32 protein-coding genes are annotated in these 25,671 nt (G+C 64.1%); 19 read left to right on the top strand and 13 right to left on the bottom strand.

Annotated elements, in window-relative coordinates; genetic code table 11:
* Positions 1 to 80: 80 nt before the first annotated feature.
* Positions 81 to 1,931 (top strand): putative bifunctional diguanylate cyclase/phosphodiesterase, encoded by a 1,851-nt coding sequence (locus tag BM118_RS22150; RefSeq protein WP_244550199.1) that lies wholly within the window; start codon positions 81 to 83, stop codon positions 1,929 to 1,931.
* A 387-nt stretch (positions 1,932 to 2,318) separates the two neighbouring features.
* A complete protein-coding gene (locus BM118_RS22145) occupies positions 2,319 to 2,531 on the top strand; it encodes a hypothetical protein (RefSeq protein WP_092187626.1) in 213 nt (70 codons plus the stop codon).
* A gap of 19 nt (positions 2,532 to 2,550) precedes the next feature.
* Here BM118_RS22145 and BM118_RS22140 read toward each other — a convergent pair whose 3' ends face one another.
* Complete coding sequence (locus BM118_RS22140) at positions 2,551 to 3,387, bottom strand: universal stress protein (protein ID WP_092187625.1); 837 nt, start codon at positions 3,385 to 3,387, stop codon at positions 2,551 to 2,553.
* Between the two features lie 173 nt (positions 3,388 to 3,560).
* On the opposite strand from BM118_RS22140, the gene ftsH reads away from it, so the two are divergent.
* The 3 genes from ftsH to BM118_RS22125 all read left to right on the top strand — a co-directional run bounded on the left by ftsH (position 3,561) and on the right by BM118_RS22125 (position 7,726).
* The gene (ftsH, locus tag BM118_RS22135) at positions 3,561 to 5,402 is read left to right on the top strand and encodes an ATP-dependent zinc metalloprotease FtsH (protein WP_092187624.1); all 1,842 of its coding nucleotides are present in this window, start codon (positions 3,561 to 3,563) and stop codon (positions 5,400 to 5,402) included.
* Positions 5,403 to 5,552: 150 nt separating this feature from the next.
* Positions 5,553 to 7,094 (top strand): Do family serine endopeptidase, encoded by a 1,542-nt coding sequence (locus BM118_RS22130; protein WP_177234567.1) that lies wholly within the window; start codon positions 5,553 to 5,555, stop codon positions 7,092 to 7,094.
* 269 nt (positions 7,095 to 7,363) lie between these two features.
* A complete protein-coding gene (locus tag BM118_RS22125) occupies positions 7,364 to 7,726 on the top strand; it encodes a hypothetical protein (protein WP_092187968.1) in 363 nt (120 codons plus the stop codon).
* 12 nt (positions 7,727 to 7,738) lie between these two features.
* Here BM118_RS22125 and BM118_RS22120 read toward each other — a convergent pair whose 3' ends face one another.
* Together BM118_RS22120 and BM118_RS22115 are read right to left on the bottom strand one after the other, a co-directional pair.
* A complete protein-coding gene (locus BM118_RS22120; protein WP_092187622.1) occupies positions 7,739 to 8,050 on the bottom strand; it encodes a DUF6496 domain-containing protein in 312 nt (103 codons plus the stop codon).
* A gap of 5 nt (positions 8,051 to 8,055) precedes the next feature.
* A complete protein-coding gene (locus BM118_RS22115; protein ID WP_092187621.1) occupies positions 8,056 to 8,250 on the bottom strand; it encodes a DUF3072 domain-containing protein in 195 nt (64 codons plus the stop codon).
* A 114-nt stretch (positions 8,251 to 8,364) separates the two neighbouring features.
* On the opposite strand from BM118_RS22115, the gene BM118_RS41580 reads away from it, so the two are divergent.
* Together BM118_RS41580 and BM118_RS41575 are read left to right on the top strand one after the other, a co-directional pair.
* A complete protein-coding gene (locus tag BM118_RS41580; protein WP_177234566.1) occupies positions 8,365 to 8,586 on the top strand; it encodes a hypothetical protein in 222 nt (73 codons plus the stop codon).
* Positions 8,587 to 8,604: 18 nt separating this feature from the next.
* Entirely contained in the window at positions 8,605 to 8,814 is a 210-nt protein-coding gene (locus BM118_RS41575) for a hypothetical protein (RefSeq protein WP_177234565.1), read from the top strand.
* 95 nt (positions 8,815 to 8,909) lie between these two features.
* Here BM118_RS41575 and BM118_RS22105 read toward each other — a convergent pair whose 3' ends face one another.
* Complete coding sequence (locus BM118_RS22105; RefSeq protein WP_092187619.1) at positions 8,910 to 9,149, bottom strand: hypothetical protein; 240 nt, start codon at positions 9,147 to 9,149, stop codon at positions 8,910 to 8,912.
* Between the two features lie 95 nt (positions 9,150 to 9,244).
* Positions 9,245 to 9,514: a hypothetical protein gene (locus BM118_RS22100; protein WP_092187967.1), complete on the bottom strand. Its 270-nt coding sequence runs from the start codon at positions 9,512 to 9,514 to the stop codon at positions 9,245 to 9,247.
* Between BM118_RS22100 and BM118_RS42375 the strand changes: the two genes are divergently transcribed.
* Positions 9,447 to 9,875: a hypothetical protein gene (locus BM118_RS42375; RefSeq protein WP_244550196.1), complete on the top strand. Its 429-nt coding sequence runs from the start codon at positions 9,447 to 9,449 to the stop codon at positions 9,873 to 9,875. The genes BM118_RS22100 and BM118_RS42375 overlap by 68 nt on opposite strands.
* Here BM118_RS42375 and BM118_RS22090 read toward each other — a convergent pair.
* The 3 genes from BM118_RS22090 to BM118_RS22080 form a co-directional block, all read right to left on the bottom strand.
* Positions 9,872 to 11,365 (bottom strand): HWE histidine kinase domain-containing protein, encoded by a 1,494-nt coding sequence (locus BM118_RS22090; protein WP_092187618.1) that lies wholly within the window; start codon positions 11,363 to 11,365, stop codon positions 9,872 to 9,874. The two genes, BM118_RS42375 and BM118_RS22090, sit on opposite strands and share 4 nt — an antisense overlap.
* Positions 11,366 to 11,378: 13 nt before the next feature.
* A complete protein-coding gene (locus BM118_RS22085) occupies positions 11,379 to 17,666 on the bottom strand; it encodes a HAMP domain-containing protein (protein ID WP_092187617.1) in 6,288 nt (2,095 codons plus the stop codon).
* A 270-nt stretch (positions 17,667 to 17,936) separates the two neighbouring features.
* Positions 17,937 to 18,446 carry a DUF4142 domain-containing protein gene (locus tag BM118_RS22080; protein WP_092187616.1) on the bottom strand — a complete coding sequence of 170 codons (510 nt, stop codon included), beginning with the start codon at positions 18,444 to 18,446 and terminating at the stop codon, positions 17,937 to 17,939.
* A 95-nt stretch (positions 18,447 to 18,541) separates the two neighbouring features.
* On the opposite strand from BM118_RS22080, the gene BM118_RS22075 reads away from it, so the two are divergent.
* The 3 genes from BM118_RS22075 to BM118_RS22070 all read left to right on the top strand — a co-directional run bounded on the left by BM118_RS22075 (position 18,542) and on the right by BM118_RS22070 (position 19,289).
* On the top strand, positions 18,542 to 18,736 hold the full coding sequence (locus BM118_RS22075) for a hypothetical protein (RefSeq protein WP_092187615.1): 195 nt from the start codon (positions 18,542 to 18,544) through the stop codon (positions 18,734 to 18,736).
* Between the two features lie 118 nt (positions 18,737 to 18,854).
* Complete coding sequence (locus tag BM118_RS42580) at positions 18,855 to 18,986, top strand: hypothetical protein (RefSeq protein WP_283806375.1); 132 nt, start codon at positions 18,855 to 18,857, stop codon at positions 18,984 to 18,986.
* A 96-nt stretch (positions 18,987 to 19,082) separates the two neighbouring features.
* Positions 19,083 to 19,289 carry a hypothetical protein gene (locus BM118_RS22070; protein ID WP_092187614.1) on the top strand — a complete coding sequence of 69 codons (207 nt, stop codon included), beginning with the start codon at positions 19,083 to 19,085 and terminating at the stop codon, positions 19,287 to 19,289.
* Positions 19,290 to 19,432: 143 nt separating this feature from the next.
* Here the strand turns inward: BM118_RS22070 and BM118_RS22065 are convergent, their stop codons facing one another.
* On the bottom strand, positions 19,433 to 19,693 hold the full coding sequence (locus BM118_RS22065; RefSeq protein ID WP_177234564.1) for a hypothetical protein: 261 nt from the start codon (positions 19,691 to 19,693) through the stop codon (positions 19,433 to 19,435).
* 172 nt (positions 19,694 to 19,865) lie between these two features.
* On the opposite strand from BM118_RS22065, the gene BM118_RS41565 reads away from it, so the two are divergent.
* Both BM118_RS41565 and BM118_RS22055 read left to right on the top strand, forming a co-directional pair.
* Positions 19,866 to 20,024, top strand: coding sequence for a hypothetical protein (locus BM118_RS41565; RefSeq protein ID WP_177234563.1), 159 nt, complete (start codon positions 19,866 to 19,868; stop codon positions 20,022 to 20,024).
* Positions 20,008 to 20,199, top strand: coding sequence for a hypothetical protein (locus BM118_RS22055; RefSeq protein ID WP_092187612.1), 192 nt, complete (start codon positions 20,008 to 20,010; stop codon positions 20,197 to 20,199). Before BM118_RS41565 ends, BM118_RS22055 begins: the two co-directional genes overlap by 17 nt.
* A 12-nt stretch (positions 20,200 to 20,211) precedes the next feature.
* On the opposite strand, the gene BM118_RS22050 is transcribed toward BM118_RS22055, so the two are convergent.
* From BM118_RS22050 to BM118_RS22040, 3 genes are all read right to left on the bottom strand, one after another.
* Positions 20,212 to 20,655, bottom strand: a complete 444-nt coding sequence (locus BM118_RS22050; protein ID WP_092187611.1) for a DUF3147 family protein — start codon at positions 20,653 to 20,655, stop codon at positions 20,212 to 20,214.
* Between the two features lie 131 nt (positions 20,656 to 20,786).
* Positions 20,787 to 21,014 (bottom strand): hypothetical protein, encoded by a 228-nt coding sequence (locus BM118_RS22045; protein ID WP_092187610.1) that lies wholly within the window; start codon positions 21,012 to 21,014, stop codon positions 20,787 to 20,789.
* Positions 21,015 to 21,022: 8 nt separating this feature from the next.
* Positions 21,023 to 21,421 carry a thiamine pyrophosphate-binding protein gene (locus BM118_RS22040; RefSeq protein WP_092187609.1) on the bottom strand — a complete coding sequence of 133 codons (399 nt, stop codon included), beginning with the start codon at positions 21,419 to 21,421 and terminating at the stop codon, positions 21,023 to 21,025.
* A gap of 143 nt (positions 21,422 to 21,564) precedes the next feature.
* Here BM118_RS22040 and BM118_RS22035 point away from each other — a divergent pair, with 143 nt between their 5' ends.
* A complete protein-coding gene (locus BM118_RS22035; protein WP_092187608.1) occupies positions 21,565 to 21,939 on the top strand; it encodes a PRC-barrel domain-containing protein in 375 nt (124 codons plus the stop codon).
* Between the two features lie 22 nt (positions 21,940 to 21,961).
* A complete protein-coding gene (locus tag BM118_RS41560) occupies positions 21,962 to 22,120 on the top strand; it encodes a hypothetical protein (RefSeq protein WP_177234562.1) in 159 nt (52 codons plus the stop codon).
* Between the two features lie 122 nt (positions 22,121 to 22,242).
* Here the strand turns inward: BM118_RS41560 and BM118_RS22030 are convergent, their stop codons facing one another.
* A complete protein-coding gene (locus BM118_RS22030; RefSeq protein ID WP_092187607.1) occupies positions 22,243 to 22,707 on the bottom strand; it encodes a winged helix-turn-helix transcriptional regulator in 465 nt (154 codons plus the stop codon).
* 160 nt (positions 22,708 to 22,867) lie between these two features.
* On the opposite strand from BM118_RS22030, the gene BM118_RS22025 reads away from it, so the two are divergent.
* From BM118_RS22025 to BM118_RS22010, 4 genes are all read left to right on the top strand, one after another.
* Positions 22,868 to 23,605 (top strand): SDR family oxidoreductase, encoded by a 738-nt coding sequence (locus BM118_RS22025; RefSeq protein ID WP_092187606.1) that lies wholly within the window; start codon positions 22,868 to 22,870, stop codon positions 23,603 to 23,605.
* 62 nt (positions 23,606 to 23,667) lie between these two features.
* The gene (locus BM118_RS22020; protein ID WP_092187605.1) at positions 23,668 to 24,669 is read left to right on the top strand and encodes an NAD(P)H-dependent flavin oxidoreductase; all 1,002 of its coding nucleotides are present in this window, start codon (positions 23,668 to 23,670) and stop codon (positions 24,667 to 24,669) included.
* 109 nt (positions 24,670 to 24,778) lie between these two features.
* The gene (locus tag BM118_RS22015; protein WP_092187604.1) at positions 24,779 to 25,198 is read left to right on the top strand and encodes a hypothetical protein; all 420 of its coding nucleotides are present in this window, start codon (positions 24,779 to 24,781) and stop codon (positions 25,196 to 25,198) included.
* A 248-nt stretch (positions 25,199 to 25,446) separates the two neighbouring features.
* Positions 25,447 to 25,671 (top strand): DUF4372 domain-containing protein (locus BM118_RS22010; protein WP_143099468.1); only part of this gene is annotated, 225 nt, incomplete at its 3' end.

Here is a 25,671-nt window from a genome sequence, read left to right as displayed (position 1 = left end):
ACGCGAGAGAGCGCGGGGATGCGGATCGAGGATATCTGCGGGCATGAGGCCTGCATTCGGCCAGTTGGGGTGGCATGAGCATGCATCGCTTGTTCGCTGAGCAGCTTCGCTGTGCCACCGAAGCGACCGGACAGGTCGATCTCGCCAAGTTGGGCGAACTCGTCAGCGCGGCCTACGAGGCAAGCGACCGCGATCGCCAGCGGACGGCCGACGCGCGTGCCCAGACGCACGATCAGGTCGAAGAGGATTTGCTCCGGACCCGCGAGTTCCTCGATACGATCGTCGAGAATATCCCGATTGCCGTGTTCGCAAAGTGCGCGAAGGATTCCCGCTACATTCTGCTCAACCGCGCCGGCGAGGACTATTACGGCCTGCCCCGCGAACAGATGCTGGGCAGGACGCCCGAGGAGATTTTTCCGGCGGACGTTGCCCGCGTGGTCAACAAGCAGGACCGCAGGGTCGTCGCCAGTGGAATGCCGATGTTCCTCGAGGAGCACCTGCTCGAAGTCGGCGTCAAGGGCCACGACCGCGTCGTCAATTCGCGCAAGATGCTGATCTCGGACGGCGCCGGCGACCCGCAATATCTGGTCGGCGTGATCGAGGACGTCACCGAGCGCGTCACGAACCATGAGCGCATCAGTCATCTTGCTCATCATGATGCCTTGACCGACCTGCCGAACCGCAGCGCCTTCAACGCGGAACTGGACGAACGGCTGGAGCGCGCGCAGGAGGCGTCGACCAGTTTTGCGTTGCTCAGCCTCGATCTCGACCGCTTCAAGGAGGTCAACGACGTGTTCGGTCACCCCGTCGGCGACGTGCTGATGCGGGCGGCGGCGGATCGTCTTGCCGCCGAAGCCGACGGCGCCTTCGTCGCCCGCATCGGCGGCGACGAGTTCATGATCCTGATGCCCGACAACGCCCGCCGCGAGGACGTGCTGACGCTCGCCGAGCGCCTGGTCGAGGTGATCGGCAAGGAGCTCGAGATCGACGACTATCTCTCCCAAGTGGGCGTCAGCGTCGGCATCGCGGTCTACCCCGATGACGGCGTGGATCCCGCGACGCTGCTCGCCAACGCCGATTCCGCGCTCTATCGCGCCAAGCGCGAGGGCAGGGCCCGGGTCTGCTTCTTCGAATCCGAGACGGACCAGGAGCTGCGCGATCGCAGGCTGTTGCAGCACGATCTGCGGCAGGCGCTGGAGCAGAATCAGTTCCTCGTCTACTTCCAGCCGCAGGCGCGGATGGACGGCGAGATCATCGGCTTCGAGGCGCTGCTGCGCTGGAATCACCCGACGCGGGGCTTCGTGCCGCCGGACCAGTTCATTCCACTCGCCGAGGAGAATGGGCTGATCATCCAGATCGGCGAATGGGTCTTGCGCGAGGCATGCCGCGAGGCGGCATCCTGGCCGCGGCCGTTGCAGGTCGCGGTCAATTTGTCGCCGATCCAGTTCCAGGCCGGCGACCTCGAACGCTCGATCCACCAGATTCTGCTGGAGACGGGGCTTACGCCGACGCGGCTCGAGGTCGAGATCACCGAGGGCGTGCTGATCGGCGATTTTACCCGCGCGCTCAATCTGCTGCGGCGGTTGAAGGCGCTCGGCATCCGCATTGCGATGGACGATTTCGGCACCGGCTACTCCTCGCTGTCCTACCTCCAGTCGTTTCCGTTCGACAAGATCAAGATCGATCGCAGCTTCATCTCAAATCTCGAGGCGACGCCGCAATCGGCCGAGATCGTCCGCGCGGTGCTGAGTCTTGCGCACGCGCTGAATATCCCGGTCGTCGCTGAAGGGGTGGAAACCGAAGCGCAGCGTGCCTTCCTGGCGCACGAGGCCTGCGAGGAGATGCAGGGCTATCTCGTCGGCCGTCCCGACCTGATCGAGCGCTATCTCGACCTGGTCGGCGTGACGGTGGAGCGCCGCCTCTACGCCTAGCCGTCGCCGCCAGAAACGAAATGAGCCGCCGGTTCCATGCCCGCACGGCTCCAAAGTCGCAGGCAGCGCTGATAGCGTGGCCCTGGTGTACCGCCGTTACCTTGTTTGCGGCCATACGCAGAAATTTATACGCGCGGCACAGGGGGCCGGCTGTGCTTTGCCTCACACATGCCGCAACTTTGTGGCTCGGTCGGCATTGAGCTGTACGCCGCCGAGAACAATCGCCAAACATTTGTAAAGTTTGCGCCAAAGCAAAGTGGCCGCGTTGCAGCATACGTTAACGTTCCCGAGACCGATCGGCTTTGCGCAGAAAATGTTTCGCACAAGTGCAATGACCCTGACGCAAACCGGAGAAATAAGCCGGATGTGACTGAGAGGGAGATTCTCATGGAGAACGTACGTCGCTACCGGGCGCTGGCGTCCCTCTGTCGCCAGCAGGCGGCCTACCGGCCGCTCCAGAACTGGGAACTTCTCGGCCAGGCCGAACATTTCGAATATCTTGCCGAACTCGCGCTGAAGGCGCATTTCGACGCGTGCAACGCCCAACGCGACGAGGACACCACCGCAACCGCGACATGGGAGGCCCCCGTCGCGGCGTGAGAGCGTCGGGCCGGCTTCGCTAATGCGACATCAGCGTCGGGACCGTCATGGCTTCCAGCATGGCGCGGGTGACGCCGCCGAGAACGCGCTCCTGCAATCGCGAATGGCCGTAGCCGCCCATCACGAGGAGATCGAGGCTCTCGTCCGCCGCCAGCGACAGGATGGTCGGCTGAATCTCGGAGCGGGTGGCTGACAGGCCGACCGTGCGGGTCGAGAGCCCGCGCCGGCCGAGATGTGTTGCCAGATTGCCTGCCGACGCTTCGCCGGGCACCGCATCGGCTTCGTTGATCGTGATGATCACGATCTCTTCGGCGCGCGCCAGGAACGGTGCCGCGTCGCGCAACGCACGGGCGGCGAGCCGGCTGCCGTCCCAGCAGATGCCGATCCGCCTTGCCTTGAAGGCTCCTCGGAAAGTGTACGGCAGGAACAGCACCGGGCCGCCCGCCTGGAATAGGATCTCGCGGGGCACGTCGTTGTCGAACGAGCCTTGCTCCGGATCCGGCTGAAGCACGATGCAGAGGTCGTAGAGCCGCGCCATCGCACCGATCGCGCCTGCGGCGTCCGCCGGGATCGCGCCCATCGGATGGCAGCCATGGGAAACGCCGGCGTTCTTCGCCTCGGTCGCGAACACGGTGAGCGCCGTCTCGGCCCGCTCCAACGCGCGCTCGCGCTCCATTTCGAATACGGCCGCGACTGCGGCCCCACCTTCCATCACATACGCCGCGCTGGTTGCGACATACCCGACGGACACCGCATCGAGATGGGCGTTGAGGCCAGCCGCCAGCGAAATGGAGCCGTCGATCGCCGCGCGCATCGGCCGCTCGGTCGGAATGTGGACGAGAATGTCTTTGATCATGGGGACATCTCCTGGATGACCATATCTTGCCCGCCAATCTTCCATCGTTCCGGACGCCCATGTTGAGCTGCGTCAAGCCGGTGTCTTGATTCTCCGCAAAACGGCCAGCCTCCCGTCGCCTAAAGATAATGGGCGAGGCAGTCTCATTTCTTGCGGGTTTGGCGGAGAGAACAATGGAAAAGGATTCGCGGCAGCAGTCCATCGCGATCGGCTACATCTTCGCAGCCGGTATCCTGCTCGTGCTGTTGCAATGGGCATTTGCCGCCTACAACTCCGTCGAGAGCATTCCCTACAGCCAGTTCGAGCAGCTCATCGCGCAGGGCAAGGTCGCGGAGGTGTCGGTCGGGCAGGACGTGATCCAGGGCAAGCTCAGGGAGAGCGAGAAGCTTGCCGGCGGCAAGACCGCCTTCGTCACCGCACGCGTGGATCTGGCGCTGGCGGAGAAGCTGCAGGACAAAGGGATCACGGTCACCGGCGTGCCGTCAGGCGGCTTGTTCCAGATCATCCTGTCCTGGATCATTCCGGCGCTGATGTTCTATCTGGTCTGGATGTTTCTCGGCCGGCGCCTGGCCGAGCGGCAGGGTTTTGGCGGATTGATGTCGATCGGCAAGTCGCGCGCCAAGATCTTTGTCGAGACCGACACCAAGGTGACCTTCGCCGATGTTGCCGGCGTCGAGGAGGCAAAGTTCGAGTTGCAGGAGGTTGTCTCTTTCCTGAAGGATCCCAAGAGCTACGGTCGATTGGGCGCCCACGTGCCGAAGGGCATCCTGCTGGTCGGCCCGCCCGGCACCGGCAAGACCTTGCTGGCGCGCGCGGTGGCGGGGGAGGCCGGCGTCCCCTTCTTTTCAATTTCAGGCTCCGAGTTCGTCGAGATGTTTGTCGGCGTCGGGGCGGCACGGGTGCGCGACCTGTTCGAGCAGGCGCGAAAGGCCGCACCCTGCATCATCTTCATCGACGAACTGGATGCGCTCGGGCGCAGCCGTGCGCCGAGCGCCTTCGGCGGCTATGACGAGAAGGAGCAGACGCTGAACCAGCTTCTCGCCGAGCTCGACGGATTTGATCCCTCGACTGGTGTCATCCTGCTTGCTGCGACCAACCGCCCCGAGGTGCTCGATCCTGCGCTGCTGCGTGCCGGCCGGTTCGATCGCCAGGTGCTGGTCGATCGTCCCGACAAGGGCGGCCGCGTGGCAATCCTCAACGTTCACGTGAAGAAGATCCGCGTGGCGAAGGACGTGGACATCGACAAGGTGGCGGGCCTCACGGCCGGCTTCACCGGCGCCGATATAGCCAACCTGATCAACGAGGCCGCGATTGCCGCGACCCGTCGCAACGCGGAGGAGGTTTCGTTCGAGGATTTCACCGCCGCGATCGAGCGGATTGTGGCCGGCGTCGAGAAGAAGAGCCGGGTGCTGAGCACGGAGGAGCGCAAGCGGGTCGCCTATCACGAGATGGGCCACGCGCTGGTTGCCGCCAATCTGTCCGGGGTCGATCCCGTGCAGAAGGTCTCGATCATCCCGCGCGGCATCGGCGCCCTCGGCTACACCATGCAGCGTCCGACCGAGGACCGCTTCCTGCTGACGGTCGCTGAACTGAAGAGCCGCATTGCCGTGCTGATGGGCGGGCGCGCCGCGGAACGACTGATATTTGACGGCGACGTATCGACCGGCGCTGCCGACGATCTCCAGCGCGCCACCGAGATCGCGGTCGAGATGGTGACGAAATACGGCATGGACGCGACGGTTGGTCAGCGGACCTATGCACCAAAGCCGTCGATGTTCCTTCAGGCGGCCCAGGACGCGGGCGTCAGCGCGGCGGCTGACACGGGACGCGAGATCGACCTTGCCGTGCGCAATCTGGTCGAGGCCGGCGATGCGACGGCACGCAAGATCCTCGCCGAGCGCCGCTCCGACCTCGAGGCCGGCGTCGAGCTCCTGATTGCGAACGAAAGCCTGACCGCCGAGCAATTCGCGCCGTTGCGTCCGCACGGCCTGACGCGCGGCCAAGCCGCCGCGTGATGCGGGCGCAGGATGCGGGTGCTGCGCCGCCCCAGCGGCCGCAGATCGCATCTTCTTTGCCAAGATTTAATCGCGTGGACGGGACACCGTAAGGTGCGAGCGGCCATGTTGCGTGCAAGGCGACACCTGACCCAACATGGACATTTCGACATGAATGACCGCGTCAATTCCGACATCACCACGTCCCGCACGATCTTGAAGCCGCGCCGGCTTGCGCTGCTGGGCACAGTGGCCGCGCTTGGCGTCGCCGTGCTAGCGGCTTCTCCCGGCGCTTCACCGCTCGGCGTAACCTCCTTCATCGCGCCGGCCCAGGCCGCGGAAAGCACTGCGACTCCGCCGGGCTTCGGCGACCTCGTCGCCAGGGTCAAACCTGCCGTCATCTCGGTGCGGGTCAGGATCGACCAGGACAACGACAAGAGCGCGATGCTGCAACAGAACCGGATGGATTCCGACGAGGACGCGCCGTTCGACCAGTTCTCGCGTCAGTTCGGCTTCCGCTTTCCGGGTGGCACGAACGGCATGCCGCGCCAGCGTCACCAGATGGTCACGGGCGAAGGCTCCGGCTTCTTCATCTCAGCCGACGGCTATGCCGTAACCAACAACCACGTCGTCGACCACGCCGAGTCCGTGCAGGTCACCATGGATGACGGGGCGAGCTACACCGCAAAGGTGGTCGGCACCGATCCGAAAACCGACCTCGCGCTGATCAAGGTCGACGGCAAGAAGGACTTTCCCTTCGTCAAGTTCTCCGACCAGAAGCCGCGGATCGGCGACTGGGTTGTCGCGGTCGGCAATCCCTTCGGCCTCGGCGGCACCGTGACCGCCGGCATCGTCTCGGCCAGCGGCCGCGACATCGGCAATGGGCCCTATGACGACTTCATCCAGATCGACGCGCCGATCAACAAGGGCAATTCCGGCGGCCCGGCCTTCGACATGAACGGCAACGTGATCGGCGTGAACACCGCGATCTTCTCGCCGTCGGGCGGCTCGGTCGGCATCGGCTTCGACATTCCGGCCACGACCGCAAAGCTCGTCGTCGCGCAGTTGAAGGACAAGGGTGCGGTCACCCGCGGCTGGCTCGGCGTGCAGGTGCAGCCGGTGACGTCGGAGATCGCCGACAGCCTCGGCCTGAAGGAGGCGCGCGGCGCGATCGTCGACAATCCGCAGGACAATAGCCCGGCGGCAAAGGCCGGCATCGAGGCGGGCGACGTCATCACCGCCGTCAACGGCACCGCGATCAAGGACTCCCGCGATCTCGCCCGCACCATCGCCACGCTGGCGCCCGGCACGTCCGTGAAGCTCGACGTCTTCCACAAGGGCGCGAGCAAGACGGTGACCCTCGCGCTCGGCGAACTGCCGAACGAGCGGCAGGCCCAAGGAAAGGCCGACGAAGGCAAGGCGCAGCCGGACAACGGCTCGCCGCGCCTCGGGCTCAGCCTGGCGCCGGCCGGCGACGTGCAGGGCGCCGGCCAGAAGGGCGTCGTCGTCACCGAGGTCGATCCGCGAGGGCCGGCGGCGCAGCGCGGCATCCAGACCGGCGACGTCATCCTCAATGTTGGCGGCAAGCCCGTCGCCAATGTCGACGACGTCCGCTCCGAGCTGGCGCAGGCCAAATCGTCCGGCAAGACCAGCGTGCTGTTGCAGGTCAGAAGTGCGGACGCGACCCGGTTTGTCGCGGTGCCACTCGCGTAAGTCGAGCTCGTCCAGCGCAAATCCAAAAAGGCGGCCTTCGGGCCGCCTTTTCTCGTTTGCATCCGAGATACCCACAGGCCGCCGATAACATTCTCGTCAACGGCAGCATTGGTGACGGGTTCGTCCGAAAAAGCCGCGTTCGCTCGTCAAAGTTCGAAATCGTGTGTGGCCTTGGCGGCAATGAAGGCGCCCAGGCAAGTTGCAAGAGTGGAACTTCGGACGTCCGGCCGTCTTGTGGAACCGGCGGTTCGTATTTGATCGGTGCCGACATGGATCGATTGAAGCTCTCGCTGAGGTGTGCGCTGCTCGTGGCGCCGTTCGTGCTGTCGGCTGGAAGTGCCCTGGGGCGTGATGACGGCCGCTACGCCGATTCGCCGCTCAAGCCCTGGTTCGACAGCCTGCGCAGCCATCTCGGCCCGTGCTGCTCGGACGCCGACGGATTTGCCGTCTCCGATCCCGATTGGGAGTCGCATGACGGGCACTATCGCGTACGCCTCGATGGCCAGTGGGTCGATGTGCCCGATGAAGCCGTCATCACCGAGCCGAACCGCGCCGGCCGCACCATGGTGTGGCCGGTGAAGACCGCGTTTGGCATCTCGATCCGCTGCTTCATGCCGGGCAGCATGATCTAGCGCCGATTGCCACTACCGCTTGGCGGATTTGCGCCTGGACGTTTTCTTGCTCGTCTTTTTCTTGGATGCCTTCTTCTTGGATGCCTTCCGCTTCGAGGCTTTCTCCGGGACCTTCTTGCCTTTCTTGCGCGCCTTCGACAGGCCGATTGCGATCGCCTGCTTGCGGCTCTTCACACGTCCGCCGCGGCCGCTCTTTGCCGTGCCCTTCTTGTAGCGCCGCATTTCGCTTTCGACGTCGCTGCCGGAGCTGCGCGAGTAGCGGCGTTTCTTTGCCTTGCGTGGTTCCGAAAGCGCGCCCGCTACGTTCCGGAATGCGCGATGCAGCCTGGCTAGAAGGAATTTGCCAGTTCGATCTCCGCCTCGAGCACCTGGATGCGGCGCGCAGCTTCAGTGAAGGACAGATCCCGATCATATTGCGCGGGCTGATAGGCCTCCTCGCTGAGCCGCTTCAACCTCAGGCCTTGCGCCCTCGTCATCTGCTCCGCGAGGAAAGCCCTGGCGTCGTATTTACCTTGAACCTGCATCTGGCCGCTCCGTTCTGAATCGTGACTTGACTATATGTTCTTATTTTGTTCTAACAAGCCATGGACAACAGAATTAATGAAATTCGACGTAAGATCAGTGCCTTGAGGTTGGAAATGGCCGATGTCGAGGCGTCCGTGCGCGACCTCGTCGAACGCGATCGCGACTGCACAGAAAAGGCCCTGGCGCAGATGGATCTGCGCCGGAAAATCAATCTGCTGATCGGCGAATGGAAGGCGGCTGGCGGTGGTGATGTCCTGCCGGATGTTCGCCATCGTGTACGTCTTCGTTCCCTCAAGAAAGCCGCAGATCCCGTGCGCGTAATCGCGCGCCGCTGAGACATTTGGGAGCGCGCCGTGGAGGAAGACCCGGACACGTACCGGATCTTGAGACTGCGCGCCGAGATCCTCGAACTGGGGTCCGCGATCCGGCAATTGCAGCGCGAGGGTCTCGACGATGCTGCGGCCCAGCTTCTGATCGCACGCAAGCGGGCGCAGCTCGATCATCTCGTGAAGACGAACTCCGCGGGCGGTGGCCTGAACATCGCTGACCTCCGGCGCAGCTAAAGCATGCGCCGATGATGCGGCCTGAGAAGGATTGCATCGAATAGCAAAGCAAGAAGGCCCCGCGATCGCGAGGCCTTCGATGAACGGCGGCGAGCCTACTTGGCGTTGGTCGTGCCCTTGTTGTTCGTCATGCTGCCGCCCTGGTCGGAGCCGGGACCGGAGCCGCCCTGACCGGAGGGATCGGCGCTCTTGGATTTCGTGTTGGCGCCCGTCGTCTGCGAGGACGACGTCGAGGATTCATGTTTCGCCTTGTGCGACTTCGCCTGCGCGGCGAGCGGTGCGGCGGCGAGGCCGGTTGCCAACATCATGGCGAGGGCGAGCTTGGTCGTCTTCATGCGCGGGAACTCCCTGAGTTAAAATGACGCAGGCAGCCAACTGCCATCCGCCGCAGGAGTTCCCGGCAAAGCAGCCCCTGGGTTTCACGCGCGGTTCAAGATTCCTTGTCCTCGGCGATGATGAACACGATACCCGTGAGCATCGCGCCGATCGCGAACGTCGTCACCAGCGTAAGGACAAAGACGGCCGCGGCCGAATCTCCGCCGTGTTTCAGCAAATTTGCGACCGCAGGGTTGGATAGAATGAGCGCGAGACCGAAGGCAAGGCCGAGCGCCACGCCCATCATCGCATGCGTCATGATCGTGATGATGCCGGTAGGAGAGATCAGACTTGGCGACTTCTTCGGCGACTTTCTCGCACGCATGGAACCGACCTCGATCATCCGTGCAACGCAGCCGGCGATTACGGGTTCCATCGGCATGAACGATTTGTCACGTCGGGCTTCATCCGACGTTCATGCCGACCTTGCGACCATGGAGGCCGTCAACACGGGAACATTCGATATGGGTAAGGTTGTCTTTCTCTATCGCTCACTGGCCTATCGAAACGCGGCGGCCGATATGCTGCGCAAGGCGCGCAAGCTGCCGCGCGGTGCCGAGCGAAGCGCGGCCCGCCGCTATGCGATGGCGTTACGCGATCTCGCACAAACGGAAGCCTGGCTCGAAGGGCGCGTCGCCCATGAACCGCGGTCGGTGCAGCGCATGAAAGTCGCCGCGTCGGGCTAACCCGACGCGCGCTGGAGGGCGAGGGAGGTGGCGGCGTCGAACTTGCCCTGCTGCGCTGCCGCGGTCGGGGTCTTCCGGGTCAACGGCACTTCCAGGCGGCACAACAGGCCCTCGGCGCGCCAATCGAATTGCGCCTGTCCGCCGAGCTGGGACTCGACGCTCGCAAGCAGGCTCCGCGTGCCGAAGCCGCGAGACTTCGGCGTCCTCACAAGTGGGCCGCCGGATTCCTCCCAGATCAGTGTGAGGTGGTCCTCCTCGACCCGCCAGCTGATCATGAGCCGGCCCGACCGCGTCGAGAGGGCGCCATACTTGGCCGAGTTGGTGAAAAGCTCGTGCAGCGCCAGCGCCAGCGTCTGGGCGGTTGCGGGCAGCAACTGAACCTCGGGCCCCGCCAGCTTGATCTGGCCGCCGAGCGAATAGGGCGCGAGTTCCTCGTCGATCAGCTTCGAGAGTTCGGCACCCTGCCAGCTCGACAGCGACAGGATCGTATGCACGCGCGCCAGCGCGTTGATACGCCCCTCGACGGCGTTGACATAGGCCTTGACCTCGTCGGCACGGGTGAGACGCACGATCGATTGCGCCAGCGCCAGCGCATTCTTGGCACGATGATCGACTTCCCGCGCCAGCAGATTTTGCCGCTCCTCGGCCCGCTTGCGCTCGGTGATGTCCACGGTGACACCGCTCACGCGCACCACGCGGCCGGCCTGGTCCACCGTCGCGGCCGCCGTGCCGACGCACCAGCGCACCTCGCCGTCGGGTCTGCTGACGCGAAACTCGCCTTCATAGGCGCGTGCCCCGGTGTTGAACGCGGCGATCGCCTGGCCGAACCGGTCGACGTCGTCAGGGTGCAGCAGCGCCTGGATGTTGGCCGAGGTGACGTTGAAGCTCTCCGGCGTCACGCCGAAAATGCGATACTGGCCTTCGTCCCACATCCAGTCGCCGTTGACCCAGTCCCAGTCCCAGGATCCCATCTTGCCGGCGGCGATCGCCATGCTGCGGCGCTCTTCGCTCTCGCGCAGTTTTGCGGTTGAGTTCTCCAGCTCGGCCGTGCGCGCGCGAACGCGATCCTCGAGTTCCTGGTTCAGCCGTTCGAGCTCGCGGGTCTTGCGATAGAGCTCGGCGAACACCTTGATCTTGGCGCGCAGCACCTCCGGCACGACAGGCACCGGAACATAGTCGACCGCACCCATCTCATAGCCGCGCAACCGGTCGATGTCGCTCACTTGAATGGCCGAGATGAAGATCATCGCCGTCTTCTGGAAGCGCGGATGCTCCCGGATCATCGCCGCGAGCTCGAAGCCGTCGAGCTCGGGCATGCAGACGTCGACCAGGATCACCGCGATCTCGTTCTTGAGCAGCACCTCCAGCGCCTCGCGACCGGACGAGGCGATCACGAGGTTCTCGCCCAGTTCCTTCAAGATCACCTCATAGGCGAGCAGCTTGGCCGGCTGGTCGTCGACGAGGAGGATGTTGACCTTTTCGTGGTCCATTCGCGCGTCCAGCTCAGCGGTGCAGCCACATGCGGATCGCAAGCAGCAATTGATCGGTGTTGACGGGCTTGGCGAGGTAGTCGGACGCGCCGGCTTCCAGGCATTTCTCGCGGTCGCCCTTCATTGCCTTGGCGGTCAACGCGATGATCGGCAGGCGCGCGAAGGCTGGGTTCTCGCGGATCACGCCGATGGTCTGATATCCATCCATCTGAGGCATCATGATGTCCATCAGGACGATGGCGATTTCCGGATTGGACTCGACCAGCGTCACCGCCTCGCGGCCGGTCGTCGCCGTCAGCACCTTCATCCCGCGCCGTTCCAGCACGCTCGACAGCGCGAAGATGTTGCGGGCGTCGTCGTCGACGAGCAGCGCGGTCTTTCCGATCAGGTCCTCGTCGGAACTGTTCAGCTTCTCCAGCATGCGCTGCTTCTCGACCGGCAGTTCCGTGATCACGCGGTGCAGGAACAACGCGGTCTCGTCGAGCAGGCGCTCGGGCGATTCCACGCCCTTGACCACGATACTGCGCGCCATGGTGTGGAGCTCGGCATCTTCCTCCGCCGAGAGCTCGCGGCCGGTGAACACCACGACCGGAATGTTCGAAAGTGCTTCGTCGTGGCGGATCTGGTCCAGCACCTCGAAGCCGCTCATGTCGGGCAGGCGCAGGTCCAGCACCACGCAATCGCAGGGCGCTTCGCGCAGCGTCGAGAGTGCGCCGGCGCCGGTGTCGGTCGTCACGATCTCGATGTCGTCGTGATGCAGGAGCTCGCGGATCGAGAGCCGCTCGGCCTCGTTGTCCTCGACGATCAGGAGCCGCTTGCGCCGCGGCCGCGCATATTCCTTGATCTGCGTCAGCGCGGCCGAAACCCCTTCGGTCGTCGTCGGCTTGTTGACGAAGGAGAACGCGCCGCGCGCCAGCGCATGCTGGCGGTCCTCGTCGAGCGTGATGATCTGCACGGGGATGTGGCGCGTCAGCGGATTGTGCTTGAGCTGGCTCAGCACCGTCCAGCCGAGCATGTCCGGCAGGAACACGTCGAGCGAGACCGCTCTCGGCTGGTATTGCTTGGCAAGTTCCAGCGCCTCGGCACCGCGGGCCGCGACCAGCACCTTGAAACCCTTGTCGCGCGCGAGATCGACCAGCACGCGTGCGTAATGCGGGTCGTCCTCGACGATCAGGAGGATGCTGTCGCCGGGTTCGAGGTTGAGACGGTCGTCGGGAAGCTGCTCGATGACGCGCGGCTCGGGCGCCGTCGGTTGCAGCGCCGGTGGCTGGCTGTATTGCTGTGGCGTGGCGCGCGGCGCAAGTGTCGGGCCGGAATATTTCAACGGCAGATAAAGGGTGAAGGACGAGCCCTTGCCCGGTGCGCTGCGCAGATGGATTTCGCCGCCGAGCAGGCTGGCGAGCTCGCGGCTGATGGCGAGGCCAAGGCCGGTGCCGCCATATTTGCGGCTGGTGCCGGCGTCTGCCTGCTGGAACGCCTCGAAGATCAGCTTCTGCTTCTCCAGGGGAATGCCGATGCCGGTATCGGACACCTCGAACGCGATCACGGCCGGCGCGGAGTTCAGCACCGGGTGATCCGTTCCCCAGCCGCCGAGCGCGCCGCCGACCTTCAGGCGCACTTCGCCTTCGGCGGTGAACTTGAAGGCGTTGGACAGCAGGTTCTTCAGGACCTGTTGCAGGCGCTTGGAGTCGGTGACGATGCTGCGCGCGAGGTTCGGGTCGACGTCGATCTTGAACGACAGGTTGCGGTTCTCCGCCTCGTGCCGGAACGGCCGTCCGACGGTTTCGAGCAGGTTCGAGGTCAGGATTTCCTCGGCGTCCACCGTCACCGTGCCGGACTCGATCTTGGAGAGATCGAGAATGTCGCTGATGAGGTTGAGCAGGTCGGTGCCGGCGCCGTGGATGGTGCGGGCGAATTCGACCTGCTTGGCCGAGAGGTTGCCGTCCGGATTGTCGGTGAGCTGCTGTCCCAGGATCAGGATCGAGTTCAGCGGCGTGCGCAGCTCGTGGCTCATATTGGCGAGGAATTCGGACTTGTACTTCGAGGTGAGCGCGAGCTCGGTCGCCTTCTCCTCGAGCGCGCGGCGGGCCTGCTCGATTTCCTGGTTCTTGCGCTCGACCTCGACGTTGCGCTCGGCGAGCTGCTGCGCCTTCTGCTCGAGCTGGTCGTTGGTCTGCTGCAATTCGCGCTGCTGGGTCTGAAGCTCGCCGGCCAGCTGCTGCGACTGCTTGAGCAGGCCTTCGGTCTGCATCGTCGCCTCGATCGAGTTGAGCACGATGCCGATGGAGTCGGTGAGCTGCTCCAGGAAGGTCATCTGCGAGGTCGTGAACGAGGTCAGCGAGGCGAGCTCGATCACGGCCTTGACCTGGCCCTCGAACAGCACCGGCAGCACCACGAGGTTCTTCGGGGCGACGCGGAACAGCGCCGAGTTGATCGGCACCACGTCGGAGGGAATATCCGCGACCACGCGCGGCCGCCGGTCGAGCGCGCATTGGCCGATCAGGCCGTCGCCGAACGGCAGTACGCGCTGGTAGGGGTAGACGCCGTCGCCGGCGTAGGATGCGAGCAGCAGGAGCTGTGGATTGTCCTCGTTCTCGACCTGGTAGATCACGCCGGTATGCGCGTTCACCAGCGGCGACAGTTCGGTCAGCAGCAGCCGGCCGACGGTGGCGAGGTCGCGCTGGCCCTGAAGCATGTTGGTGAATTTCGCGAGGTTGGTCTTCAGCCAGTCCTGCTCGGTGTTCACGTCCGTCGTGAGACGGAGGTTCGTGATCATCGTGTTGATGTTGTCCTTCAACTCCGCGACTTCGCCGCGGGCGTCGACCTGGATCGACCGTGTCAGGTCACCCTTGGTCACGGCGGTCGCCACTTCCGCAATCGCGCGCACCTGCGAGGTGAGGTTGGCCGCCAGGAGGTTGACGTTGCCGGTGAGGTCCTTCCAGGTGCCGGCGGCACCAGGCACGTTGGCCTGGCCGCCGAGGCGGCCCTCGACGCCGACCTCGCGCGCCACCGACGTCACCTGGTCGGCGAAGGTCGCGAGCGTCTCGGTCATGTTGTTGATGGTGTCGGCGAGCGCCGCCACCTCGCCCCGCGATTTCATCGTCAGATTCTGCTTGAGGTCGCCGTTGGCGACCGCGGTCACCACCTTGACGATACCGCGCACCTGCTCGGTCAGGTTCGCGGCCATGAGATTGACGGTGTCGGTGAGGTCCTTCCAGGTGCCGGCAACGCCGGGCACCGCGGCCTGACCGCCGAGCTTGCCTTCGGTACCGACCTCGCGCGCGACGCGGGTGACTTCGCCGGCGAAGGCGTTGAGCTGGTCCACCATGGTGTTGATGGTGTTCTTCAGCTCGAGGATTTCCCCCTTCACGTCGACGGTGATCTTGCGCGACAAGTCGCCTCGGGCCACAGCGGTGGTCACTTCGGCGATGTTGCGGACCTGCGTGGTGAGGTTCGCGGCCAGCAGGTTGACGTTGTCGGTGAGGTCCTTCCAGGTGCCGCCGACGCCGGGCACGACGGCCTGACCGCCGAGCCGGCCCTCGGTGCCGACCTCGCGCGCCACGCGGGTCACTTCGGCGGCGAAGGAGCGGAGCTGCTCGACCATGGTGTTCAGGGTGTCCTTGAGCAGCAGGATCTCGCCGCGCACGTCCACCGTGATCTTCTTCGACAGGTCGCCGCCGGCGATCGCGGTTGCGACCTCGGCGATGTTGCGGACCTGGGCCGTCAGGTTCGACGCCATGAAGTTGACGTTGTCGGTGAGATCCTTCCAGGTGCCGGCGACGCCGGGCACTTCGGCCTGGCCGCCGAGCTTGCCTTCGGTGCCGACCTCGCGCGCGACGCGCGTCACTTCGCCGGCAAAGCCGTTGAGCTGGTCCACCATGGTGTTGATGGTGTTTTTCAGCTCGAGGATTTCGCCGCGCACGTCCACGGTGATCTTGCGCGAGAGGTCGCCGCGCGCCACGGCGGTGGTGACCTCGGCGATGTTGCGGACCTGGGCGGTGAGGTTGCCCGCCATCGAGTTCACGCTGTCGGTGAGATCCTTCCAGGTGCCGGCGACGCCGGGCACGTTGGCCTGACCGCCGAGACGACCCTCGGTGCCGACCTCGCGCGCCACGCGCGTCACCTCACCCGCGAAGCGGTTGAGCTGGTCGACCATCGTATTCAGCGTGTCCTTGAGCTGAAGGATCTCGCCGCGCACGTCCACCGTGATCTTGCGCGACAGGTCGCCGCCGGCGATCGCGGTCGCGACCTCGGCGATGTTGCGGACCTGGGCGGTGAGGTTACCGGCCATCGAGTTGACGCTGTCGGTGAGGTCCTTCCAGGTGCCGGCGACGCCGGGCACCTCGGCCTGGCCGCCGAGCTTGCCTTCGGTGCCGACCTCGCGGGCGACGCGCGTGACTTCGCCGGCGAAGGCGTTGAGCTGGTCCACCATGGTGTTGAGCGTTTCCTTCAGCTGAAGGATTTCGCCCGACACGTTCACGGTGATCTTCTTCGACAGGTCGCCCTTGGCCACGGCGGTGGCGACTTCGGCGATGTTGCGGACCTGACCCGTCAGGTTCGAGGCCATCGAGTTGACGCTGTCCGTCAAGTCTTTCCAGGTGCCGGCGACGCCGCGCACCTGGGCCTGGCCGCCGAGCTTGCCTTCGGTGCCGACCTCGCGGGCGACGCGCGTGACTTCGCCGGCGAAGGCGTTGAGCTGGTCCACCATGGTGTTGATGGTGTCTTTCAGCTCGAGGATTTCGCCGCGCACGTCCACGGTGATCTTCTTCGACAAGTCGCCGCCTGCGACCGCGGTCGTCACCTCGGCGATGTTGCGGACCTGTGCGGTCAGGTTCGAGGCCATCGAGTTGACGCTCTCGGTAAGGTCCTTCCAGGTGCCGGCGACGCCGAGCACGTTGGCCTGACCGCCGAGACGTCCCTCGGTGCCGACCTCGCGGGCGACGCGCGTGACTTCGCCGGCGAAGGCGTTGAGCTGGTCCACCATGGTGTTGAGCGTTTCCTTCAGCTGAAGGATCTCGCCGGACACGTTCACGGTGATCTTCTTGGAGAGGTCGCCGCCGGCGATGGCGGTGGCGACGTCGGCGATGTTGCGGACCTGCGCGGTCAGGTTCGACGCCATGAAGTTGACGTTGTCGGTGAGGTCCTTCCAGGTGCCGGCCACACCGGGCACCTGGGCCTGGCCGCCGAGCTTGCCTTCGGTGCCGACCTCGCGTGCGACGCGCGTCACTTCGGAGGCAAAGGAGTTGAGCTGGTCCACCATGGTGTTGATGGTGTCCTTCAGCTCCAGGATTTCGCCGCGCACGTCCACCGTGATCTTGCGGGACAAGTCGCCGCGCGCCACGGCGGTGGTGACGTTGGCGATGTTGCGGACCTGCGCGGTCAGGTTGCCGCACATCGCGTTCACGGAGTCGGTGAGATCCTTCCAGGTGCCGGCGACGCCGGGCACGATCGCCTGGCCGCCGAGCTTGCCGTCGGTGCCGACCTCGCGCGCCACGCGCGTCACTTCGGAGGCGAAGGAGCGGAGCTGGTCCACCATCGTGTTGATGGCTTCCTTGAGCTGAAGGATCTCGCCGCGGACGTCGACGGTGATCTTCTTGGACAAGTCGCCGTTGGCGACCGCGATCGTGACCTCGGCGATGTTGCGAACCTGGTTGGTCAGGTTGTTCGCCATCGAGTTGACGCTCTCGGTCAGATCCTTCCAGACGCCGGTCACCTCGGGCACCTGGGCCTGGCCGCCGAGCTTGCCTTCGGTGCCGACCTCGCGCGCCACGCGCGTCACCTCGGAGGTGAACACGCCCAGCTGCTTGATCATGGTGTTGACGATGTTCGCCGACTGCAGGAATTCACCGCGGAGCGGACGGCCGTCGACGTCGAGCTTGACGGTCTGGAGCAGGTCGCCTTGCGCCACCGCCGCGACCGCGCGGGTCACCTCGCGCGTCGGCCACAACAAATCGTCGATCAGCGTGTTGACGGAGCCTTCCATGTCGGCCCAGGAGCCGGAGGCGAGGCCGAACTTCACACGCTGCCGGGTCTTGCCCTCGCGTCCCACCACCTGGCCGACCAGCTCGAGCTGCTGCGCCATGCGCTGGTTGGCGGCGATGATTTCGTTAAAAGTGTCGGCAATCTTGCCGTCGATACCGAGATAGTCGCCGCTCATACGCACCGAGAAATCGCCGCTACGCATGGCCTGCAAGGCGAGTAGCAATTCCGGCCGGGAGTCCGGCTCTGACATACCGTTAGTTCTTGGCTTTGGGACGCGACGACCGGAGCGTGATGCAGATCCGGGATCGAGGTCGCTCATACTGATTCCCCCGCAGGCGTCGGCCGAATCTAAGGCGTGACGCAATTAGTCAAACTAGAGCGTCAGCCAAATTCGAAATCAAGCGCCAAGGTTGCGGCGCCTGGAAATGGAACCTGCTTTGCTCAGCCCGACGGCAATAACGACGACAAAAGCGATTAGTTCCAACCGGTTCCTAGGAATCTAGGACTGATTCGCCGCCTTTGCGATCACTTCCATGCCAGGCGGGCGGGCACCGCGGGTGGGGCGGCCGCCCGGCGGACGAACGGGGGACTATTTGTCTGCCATCGTCCGCTCCGCATCCTTCACCTGCGAACGCAGCACCGGCAGTTGGTCGCGGGCAAAGGCGGCAAGGGCGGCATTGTCGGGAGCTTTCAGATAGTGCTCGAGCAGGGCGATGGTGGATTCATATTCGGGGATCTGCGCGGCGTAGAAGGTTCGCACATAGGCTGGTCCCTCCGAATTGCCAGGTTCGCCGAGGCTTGCACTCGCCGTTGTCTTGCCGACGCGCGGCTCGGCGCCGAGCGCCTGTTGAATGTCCTTCAAGACCTTGTCGCGTTTCGCCGCTTCCTCGGCGCGCAGGACGGCGAGGTTTTTCACCTCCGCATTGCCCTTCAGGTCGGTGCTTTCGAGGAGACCCTGCTGGAAGCGGCTGAACGCGTACAGGCCGTTGATGACGTCGGTCGCCGTCGGCGTGCGGTCGCCCGGCCTTCGCTCGCCGGTGCTGTCGGCAAGCGCTGCGGTGCTGATGAACATCAGGATGATCGCGACAAGAACTCGCATCGATATCAATGACGGATGGCGTGCGAAGTTCCCCGAACGTTACGATCCGGTAAGGGGCGGTTGCGACGCGACAGTTCCGTCCCCACGTCTGATTCATGAAACAGTCCGACATCTTCAGAGACAACGCCGAGAACTGCCTGCAGCTCGCCGAGCGAGCGGAAGGGAAACCTGCCCATAAGCGCTATTCGCGCATGGCGGACGCCTGGACCGCGCTCGCGACAGAACAGGACTGGCTCGATGGCGAAATTCCGCCCGTAACGGTCCGTACCTCCCAAAGGCAGGACGCATAGGCGCTCTCGGTTTCGTGAATCGGGGTGTGAGACTGCGCACGGAATGCAAGCGACCAATCGAGGATCATTCGGAAACAGTCAATCGCGTTGATTTTCGATTTTAGAAGGAGATTTTGCAATGGCTCCACGTCTTGCACTTCTTTCGCTGATTCTCGCTTTTGGCGTCTCGGTGGCGTTCGCAACCGTGACGACGGTACGGCAGGTGCATCTGGAAAATGCATCGGCCCCGGTCCATGCGGCGCATAGCTAGCGCAGCGGCCTCTCGTCTGAACCGGAACATTCGACGCGCCGGTGCGTAAGCGCTTCGGGACATCTGGCAGGACAACTGGAGAGGCGAGAGGACATCATGGCGCATTCCGACCACGGTATCGTCAGGGATAAGCGCGCGGAGGGTCAACCGCGCGACAAGCAGCGCGCACAGACCGCGCACAAGACGCACTCGAAGGGCTCGCCGTCGCGTGAGGCGACCCGCGACTCCAAGCTCAACGACAACAACAAGACGCCGCGATCCGGCGTGATGCCGGACGATTCCGGCGGCGCCCCGACGGGCTAGTTCTCGCAAGGAACGATTCCGGGCGCGAAGAGTCGACGGATTGCTTCCGGTTGTCATGCCCCCGGTGCGCCGGAAGCAATCTCCAAGGACGGCCCTGGCACCCCTCTGTGCCGGGGTCGTTTTGTTTTGCGGGGCCGATCAGATCAATCCTCGGCGTCGTTCTCGGATTTTCCCGGCGTGTGTCCGTCCGGCCCGCGGCCAAATACACCAAACTCGCTTGATTTGATGCCCGTTGACGGGTCGATGCTCGTCTCGATGCCCGCGGCTGCGAGTCCAAACTTGAGCAGCTCGCGGACTGCCGCGGCACGCGTTGGCATGCGGTGCTTGAACCGGAAATCATCCACTGCGGCCAGCTCTTCCGGCGAAAGCATGACTTGGAGCCGCTCGGCGCGAAGGTCGTTCATGGTCAATCACGCAAATTGAGCAAGATGAGTAATTTGCTAAACCGGCCAATTTGCCGAGAGTTCCACAGGAGTCCCAAAAAGCGTCAGTTGAGCAATATAGTCTAAATAAATCAATAAGTTACTTGAAACGATTCTCGTGGAGATGCATTTCCAGAGGGAAGGGAGACGCACCATGACGGACGAGGTCAGGTTACCCCGCAAGCTTTCCGAGGAACGCGAAGCGCCAAAGCCGGTGCGTCCAAGCCATCAGAAGGTCATTGAGCAGGTCGAGCGCTGGGCCAACAGCCCGGGCCTGCAACCCCCGAGGACGGACGATGCGAAGACGGTCTGAGCCCCACACATTCGAGCAACGCCTCGACGCGCAGAGGCTGCGGCTCGAGCATGAGCTTGCGAGCTTGCCGGCCGGCGTTCAGCGCGATTCCGTTGCCGCGCGCATCGAGCAGCTTCAGACCGCGGCCGAGATGTTTGAATTCCTGATGCCCCGGGAAGCTCTGGCGCCTCGCTGACCGCGGCCAGCGTCAGGACGATGAGCGTCGTGAGACGATGCGAAGCTTTCGCCTCAGCCACCAGATCGACACGGAGACCGCGGCCCAGATTGCGACGGCAGCGACGAATGCGCCGACGGTGCTCGCCGGAACGGTGATGTAGAAGACGGCGGCGAACGCAGCAAGTCCGATGCTTCCCAGGCTGGCGCCGGCGGCGTCGAGCGCGGCGGCCTCTCGCCCGCGCCGGCGGCCGTCGAGGCCAGCCTTCTCCTTGGCGCGCCGCTCATGGCTCTCGATCAGCGTGGCGCTGGCGCAGAAGACGGCAGGAAGCGCGAGGAAAAGTCCACCGACGGTCTCGCCGAAATGTGCCCCGACAAGTCCCGCCAAAACCGTTGCCAGGCCGCCAAGCACGAAGCGAACGCCGTACTCGTACCAATGCGTCTGCTTCAGCGAAGATGACGACAGCTTGACCGGCATCAGGCTGCACCCCCGAGACCTGCGAGCAGAGCGAAAGCGGCCACGAGCCAGACTGCAAAGGCGAGGACGGTGGCAGGCAGCGCGGCGAACTGGAACCTCATCACGGTGCCGGGGCCGACGTTCCTGAGCGGCTAGTCGGCCGGATTGCGGCCGGTGCGTGGATTGATGGGGTCGGTCGGCTTGCGCCGCAATCGCTCCGGCAGGAACGGTTCTTCGGGCGAGGCCGACGGCGCCGACCGTACGTCGGCATGGTGCTGCGCGCGCTCATGCGGTGTCTGCGTGGAGTTGAACTGACGCTTCACGTCGACGCCGTCGACGGGATCGTTGACACCATGCTGGATATCGCGGAAATCGCTCATGGTTTACCTCATTCCTTTCCGGGCAGGATCTTCACCAGCACCTGCCGTGCCGCCCCCTTGATCATGCCGCTCTCGTTGGGATCGCCCTTCATCAGCGCGAGCGAGAAGTTCTTGGCCTGCTGCAAGGTGATGAGCGGCGGCAGCGGCGGCACCTCGGGGGCTGTCTTCACCTCCAGCGCGACGGGCATCTCGCTTGCGATGCAGACGCCGAGCTGGCCCGAGAACTTCGCGTAGGCGGTTGCCATGAACGCCGCCATTTCCTCGTGCCGCGCCTGCACGAAGCCGATCTTGCGGCCCGGTTCATCGCGCCGAACACGCCGTTGATGCCATCGCCAGTATACCCAAAAAACGTGCTGCACACACTGATACAGATGCTGGACGATGAAGTCGGCGACGGTCTGGGACATTGCGGGCGGATGTCGATTATCCGAAATAAAGACTCGGAGAACCACTCGTTTCCAGCGCTGTTCCTGGCGAGTCGCCGAACCCGCTCTGGAACGATCACCATCGGAACAGGTTGGTCCACACACTGGCTGAGTGGAGAATTGAGATGCTGAATCAAGGCGAACTGGACCGCAGCGAAATGGGCCGCCTGATCGGCAGCGACAAGGTCGAGGGAACGTCGGTCTATGGCGCGGATCGCAACAAGATCGGTTCGATCGAGCGGGTGATGATCGACAAGATCAGCGGCAGGGTGTCCTACGCCGTGCTCGGCTTCGGCGGATTTCTGGGAGTCGGAAATGACCACTATCCCTTGCCTTGGCAGTCCCTGAAGTACGACACCGAGCTCGGTGGCTACGTGACGGGGATTACAACCAAGGAGCTGCAAGGCGCGCCGAAATATGGTGAGCAGAGCGATTGGAACTGGGGTGACGATGCGGCGGTGCGCGGCATTAACTCCTACTATGGCGTTCCCTTCGCGTAGGCTCCGCACCTGAGGAGATCCAATGAGCAAGGAAAAGCCCACCGACGATCCCCGACATCAGAACGATTGGGGATCGCACGCCCAGACGGACAAGCCCTGGAAAGGCAATCCGGAGAAGGAGCAGCGATCGGGCGAGGCGAAGCCCGATCTGGAAAAGTGGCACGAGACCAAGACGCACTGATGAAGGTGCGCCGAGGCTGAAAGTATCACGATCGAAGAGTGCGGCATCGGCACCGCGCTATCATTCGCGATCGTCAGCTGTGCCGATGATCCCACGGCGGCGGTGCTGCGCGTCAGTGCCACTCACCCCACCGCTTCCCGTCGCCCTGGCCCCGCATGCACATGCACCTGCTTCGCATGCAGCACCTCGCCGCATTCCGAGCACACCATCACCGGGTCGAACAGCTTGCCGCAAGTCTTGTGCTCATGCAGCAGCGGGCGGCCGCGCTCGTCGCCCATGTGGATGTCGCCCCAATGCACCATCGCCATGATGATCGGGTAGAGGTCGAGGCCCTTCTGCGTCAGGATGTATTCGTAGCGCTTGGGCGCCTCGGAATAGGGGACGCGGCGCAGGATGCCGAAGCGGACCAGCTTCTTCAGCCGTTCCGACAGAAGATGCCTGGTGATCTGGAGCGAGGACTGAAATCCCTCGAACCGTCGCACGCGCAAGAAGCATTCGCGCAGGATCAGAAGCGTCCAGCGATCTCCGACAACGGCGACGGTACGGGAGAGCGAGCAGGGCTCTTCGTCCAGCGTGTCCCACTTCATGATCCGGTCTCCGGCGCGGCTCAGTAAGTCAGAAAAAGGAACTGACTTGAATGATCAGTGCAATTTGCCCATGAACCTAGCAGTCTGCCCCGCAATTTGACAGTTCTATTTTAGAACTATAGCCTTCGCTTCAAACACATGCGCACCTGAGGAGGCGACCTTGCCCAAGCGAAACGCGACAGCCGCCGTGATCGGGGCCGGCGATTTCATCGGCTCCGAGATTGCCAAGAAATTCGCTGCCGAAGGTTTTTCGGTCTTCGCCGGACGCCGCAACGGCGACAAACTGGCGCCTCTGGTGAAGGATATCGAGGCCGCCGGCGGCGAGATCCACGCGCGCTCGCTCGATGCGCGGAAAGAGGAAGAGGTCATCTCCTTCCTCGACGATGCCGACAAGCACGCGCCGCTGGAAGTTTGCATCTTCAACGTCGGCGCCAACGTCAATTTCCCGATCCTCGACACCACCGAGCGCGTGTTCCGGAAGGTGTGGGAGATGGCCTGCTATTCCGGCTTCCTCGCAGGCCGGGAAGCTGCGCGGCTGATGCTTCCGCGCGGCGGCGGCAACATCTTCTTCACCGGCGCCACGGCCTCCTTGCGTGGCGGCAGCGGCTTTGCCGCGTTCGCCAGCGCCAAATTCGGTCTGCGCGCGGTGGCGCAGGCGATCGCGCGCGAGCTTGGGCCGAAGAACATCCACGTCGCCCATCTCATCATCGATTCCGGCGTCGATACCGAATGGGTGCGGCAGCGCCGTCTCGAGGCGCTCGGTCCGAACGCGCTCGACAATCCCGACCTGCTGATGCCGCCGTCGGCCGTGGCCGATTCCTATTGGCAGCTCTATCAGCAGCCGAAGAGCGCCTGGACCTTCGAAATGGAGATCCGGCCCTTCGGAGAGAAATGGTGACCGCGACACGAGACTGCGACTAGACTGCCCCCATACAAACCGAAATCCGGGAGGAAGCCTACGTGAAGACCGCGATCACCGAATTGTTCGGCATCGAGCACCCCATCATCCAGGGCGGCATGCATTTCGTCGGCTTTGCCGGGCTGGCCGCCGCCGTCTCGAATGCCGGCGGGCTCGGCATCATTACCGGCCTCACGCAGAAGACGCCGGAGCTGCTGGCAAAAGAGATCGCGCGCTGCCGCGACATGACCGACAAGCCGTTCGGCGTGAACCTCACCTTTCTGCCGACCTTTTCGGCACCGCCCTATCCCGAATACATCGCGGCCATTGTCGAAGGTGGCGTCAAGTCGGTGGAGACTGCAGGCCGTAGCCCGGAACAGTATATGCCGGCGCTGAAGGCGGCCGGCATCAAGGTGATCCACAAATGCACCTCGGTGCGCCATTCCCTGAAGGCCGAGCGGATCGGCTGCGACGCCGTCAGCGTCGACGGCTTTGAGTGCGGCGGCCATCCCGGTGAGGACGACATTCCGAACATGATCCTGCTGCCGCGCGCGGCGGAGGAATTGAAGATCCCGTTCGTCGCCTCCGGCGGCATGGCCGATGGCCGGAGCCTCGTCGCCGCCTTGTCGCTGGGCGCAGCCGGCATGAACATGGGCACGCGCTTCATCGCGACCAAGGAAGCGCCGGTGCATCAGAACGTGAAGAATGCGCTGGTCGCCGCGACCGAGCTCGACACCCGTCTGATCATGCGGAGCTTGCGCAACACCGAACGCGTCCTGAAGAACGCCAATGTCGATCGTCTGCTCGAGATCGAGCGCGCGAAGGGCGACAAGCTCACCATCGACGACATCCACGACCAGGTCGCGGGCGTCTATCCCAAGATCATGCTGGAAGGGGAGATGGACGCGGGCGCCTGGAGCTGCGGCATGGTCGCGGGCCTCATTCACGACATCCCCTCCTGCAAGGAACTCGTCGATCGCATCATGGTTGAGGCGGAAACCATCATCCGCAGCCGCCTGATGGGGTTCCTGGATGGGACGGGGGCGACGCGAAAAGTCGCCTGACACTGCCAAACTTCTTAACCACGGCGCCACTTGACCGCTGGAATTGCGCGCGACGCTTCCTAAATAGGGGTAAATTACCCCTTTAATAAATCAATTTCAGGAGGCGTCCGTGGTCCTGAAGAGCGCTCATTTTGCTGTTGCCGTTGCCCTCGTGTTCGCATGGGGCGGCGTCGCGCGCGCTGATGACTACAAGCCTGATGAATATCTCGGTCTCGATCTGTCGAAGGCGGTGTTGTCGCCGAAGCGGCTCGGGCCGGAGACGCGGTTCGCACCGGTCGCACTCGAGGCCCGCGGCGGCAGCGAGGCGCAGGCCCGCGCCGAGCCGGTGGACGTGCCGAAGAAGGTTGCCGCCGAACGCGTGCATGTGTCGGAGCCGAAGGTCGCGCACGTCAAGCCCGCGCAGCCGCGTGGTGCGGCCCGGGCCAAACTCGCGCATCGCCACGGCAATCCGCTGGATGCGCAGGCGAGGGACACCCGCATCCAGACCTGGCCGTGCCGCTCCGGCGGCATCTGCAACTGGCAGCGCTGAGGCGCGACGACGCGCCTTCTTCACCTCGCCCCGCTTGCGGGGAGAGGTCGGATTGCGAAGCAATCCGGGTGAGGGGGTACAGGTCTATCGACGATCTCACGTGTGGAGAGAGGCCCCTCACCCCAACCCTCTCCCCGTAAGAACGCAGGGCTGTCCGGGGAATGATTCACTGTGTCGCGGAGCATGCCCGGTTTAACCGGCGTGAAGCAGGTACTTTCTGGTTGTCGAGACTCAGAAGGTGACCGGGCATGCGGTTTAGCGATAGCATTTTTGGAAGGCTCCTTGAACCGATCAATCGGCGGCAATTTCAGGCTGCTGTGGATCGTGTGGACGGGGATGCCTACGACAAGTCGTTCAAGAGCTGGGATCATTTGGTCGCGCTGATCTATGCGCAACTGAGCGGTCACGCCAGTTTGCGTGCCGTGGTGACGGGCTTCAACGCCAACCCTCAGCACCACTATCATCTGGGAACG

Origin of the sequence: Bradyrhizobium sp. cf659, assembly GCF_900113725.1 — a bacterium.
Classification (GTDB): domain Bacteria; phylum Pseudomonadota; class Alphaproteobacteria; order Rhizobiales; family Xanthobacteraceae; genus Bradyrhizobium.
This window is presented reverse-complemented; position numbering and strand designations above follow the sequence as displayed.

What these genes read in the sequence shown, in the direction of transcription:
- BM118_RS22125 (WP_092187968.1), top strand. Translation starts at nt 7,364, where the DNA reads ATGGATCGATTGAAGCTCTCGCTGAGGTGTGCGCTGCTCGTGGCGCCG.
- BM118_RS22080 (WP_092187616.1), bottom strand. Translation starts at nt 18,446, where the DNA reads ATGCGAGTTCTTGTCGCGATCATCCTGATGTTCATCAGCACCGCAGCG.
- BM118_RS41580 (WP_177234566.1), top strand. Translation starts at nt 8,365, where the DNA reads ATGGCCGATGTCGAGGCGTCCGTGCGCGACCTCGTCGAACGCGATCGC.
- BM118_RS22045 (WP_092187610.1), bottom strand. Translation starts at nt 21,014, where the DNA reads ATGAGCGATTTCCGCGATATCCAGCATGGTGTCAACGATCCCGTCGAC.
- BM118_RS22090 (WP_092187618.1), bottom strand. Translation starts at nt 11,365, where the DNA reads ATGGACCACGAAAAGGTCAACATCCTCCTCGTCGACGACCAGCCGGCC.
- BM118_RS22040 (WP_092187609.1), bottom strand. Translation starts at nt 21,421, where the DNA reads ATGTCCCAGACCGTCGCCGACTTCATCGTCCAGCATCTGTATCAGTGT.
- BM118_RS42375 (WP_244550196.1), top strand. Translation starts at nt 9,447, where the DNA reads ATGATCGTGATGATGCCGGTAGGAGAGATCAGACTTGGCGACTTCTTC.
- BM118_RS22145 (WP_092187626.1), top strand. Translation starts at nt 2,319, where the DNA reads ATGGAGAACGTACGTCGCTACCGGGCGCTGGCGTCCCTCTGTCGCCAG.
- BM118_RS22035 (WP_092187608.1), top strand. Translation starts at nt 21,565, where the DNA reads ATGCTGAATCAAGGCGAACTGGACCGCAGCGAAATGGGCCGCCTGATC.
- BM118_RS22150 (WP_244550199.1), top strand. Translation starts at nt 81, where the DNA reads ATGCATCGCTTGTTCGCTGAGCAGCTTCGCTGTGCCACCGAAGCGACC.
- BM118_RS22115 (WP_092187621.1), bottom strand. Translation starts at nt 8,250, where the DNA reads ATGCAGGTTCAAGGTAAATACGACGCCAGGGCTTTCCTCGCGGAGCAG.
- BM118_RS22030 (WP_092187607.1), bottom strand. Translation starts at nt 22,707, where the DNA reads ATGAAGTGGGACACGCTGGACGAAGAGCCCTGCTCGCTCTCCCGTACC.
- BM118_RS22105 (WP_092187619.1), bottom strand. Translation starts at nt 9,149, where the DNA reads ATGAAGACGACCAAGCTCGCCCTCGCCATGATGTTGGCAACCGGCCTC.
- BM118_RS22075 (WP_092187615.1), top strand. Translation starts at nt 18,542, where the DNA reads ATGAAACAGTCCGACATCTTCAGAGACAACGCCGAGAACTGCCTGCAG.
- BM118_RS22130 (WP_177234567.1), top strand. Translation starts at nt 5,553, where the DNA reads ATGAATGACCGCGTCAATTCCGACATCACCACGTCCCGCACGATCTTG.
- BM118_RS22100 (WP_092187967.1), bottom strand. Translation starts at nt 9,514, where the DNA reads ATGCGTGCGAGAAAGTCGCCGAAGAAGTCGCCAAGTCTGATCTCTCCT.
- BM118_RS22050 (WP_092187611.1), bottom strand. Translation starts at nt 20,655, where the DNA reads ATGCCGGTCAAGCTGTCGTCATCTTCGCTGAAGCAGACGCATTGGTAC.
- BM118_RS41560 (WP_177234562.1), top strand. Translation starts at nt 21,962, where the DNA reads ATGAGCAAGGAAAAGCCCACCGACGATCCCCGACATCAGAACGATTGG.
- BM118_RS22085 (WP_092187617.1), bottom strand. Translation starts at nt 17,666, where the DNA reads ATGAGCGACCTCGATCCCGGATCTGCATCACGCTCCGGTCGTCGCGTC.
- BM118_RS41565 (WP_177234563.1), top strand. Translation starts at nt 19,866, where the DNA reads ATGACGGACGAGGTCAGGTTACCCCGCAAGCTTTCCGAGGAACGCGAA.
- BM118_RS22070 (WP_092187614.1), top strand. Translation starts at nt 19,083, where the DNA reads ATGGCGCATTCCGACCACGGTATCGTCAGGGATAAGCGCGCGGAGGGT.
- BM118_RS42580 (WP_283806375.1), top strand. Translation starts at nt 18,855, where the DNA reads ATGGCTCCACGTCTTGCACTTCTTTCGCTGATTCTCGCTTTTGGCGTC.
- BM118_RS22055 (WP_092187612.1), top strand. Translation starts at nt 20,008, where the DNA reads ATGCGAAGACGGTCTGAGCCCCACACATTCGAGCAACGCCTCGACGCG.
- ftsH (WP_092187624.1), top strand. Translation starts at nt 3,561, where the DNA reads ATGGAAAAGGATTCGCGGCAGCAGTCCATCGCGATCGGCTACATCTTC.
- BM118_RS22140 (WP_092187625.1), bottom strand. Translation starts at nt 3,387, where the DNA reads ATGATCAAAGACATTCTCGTCCACATTCCGACCGAGCGGCCGATGCGC.
- BM118_RS22065 (WP_177234564.1), bottom strand. Translation starts at nt 19,693, where the DNA reads ATGAACGACCTTCGCGCCGAGCGGCTCCAAGTCATGCTTTCGCCGGAA.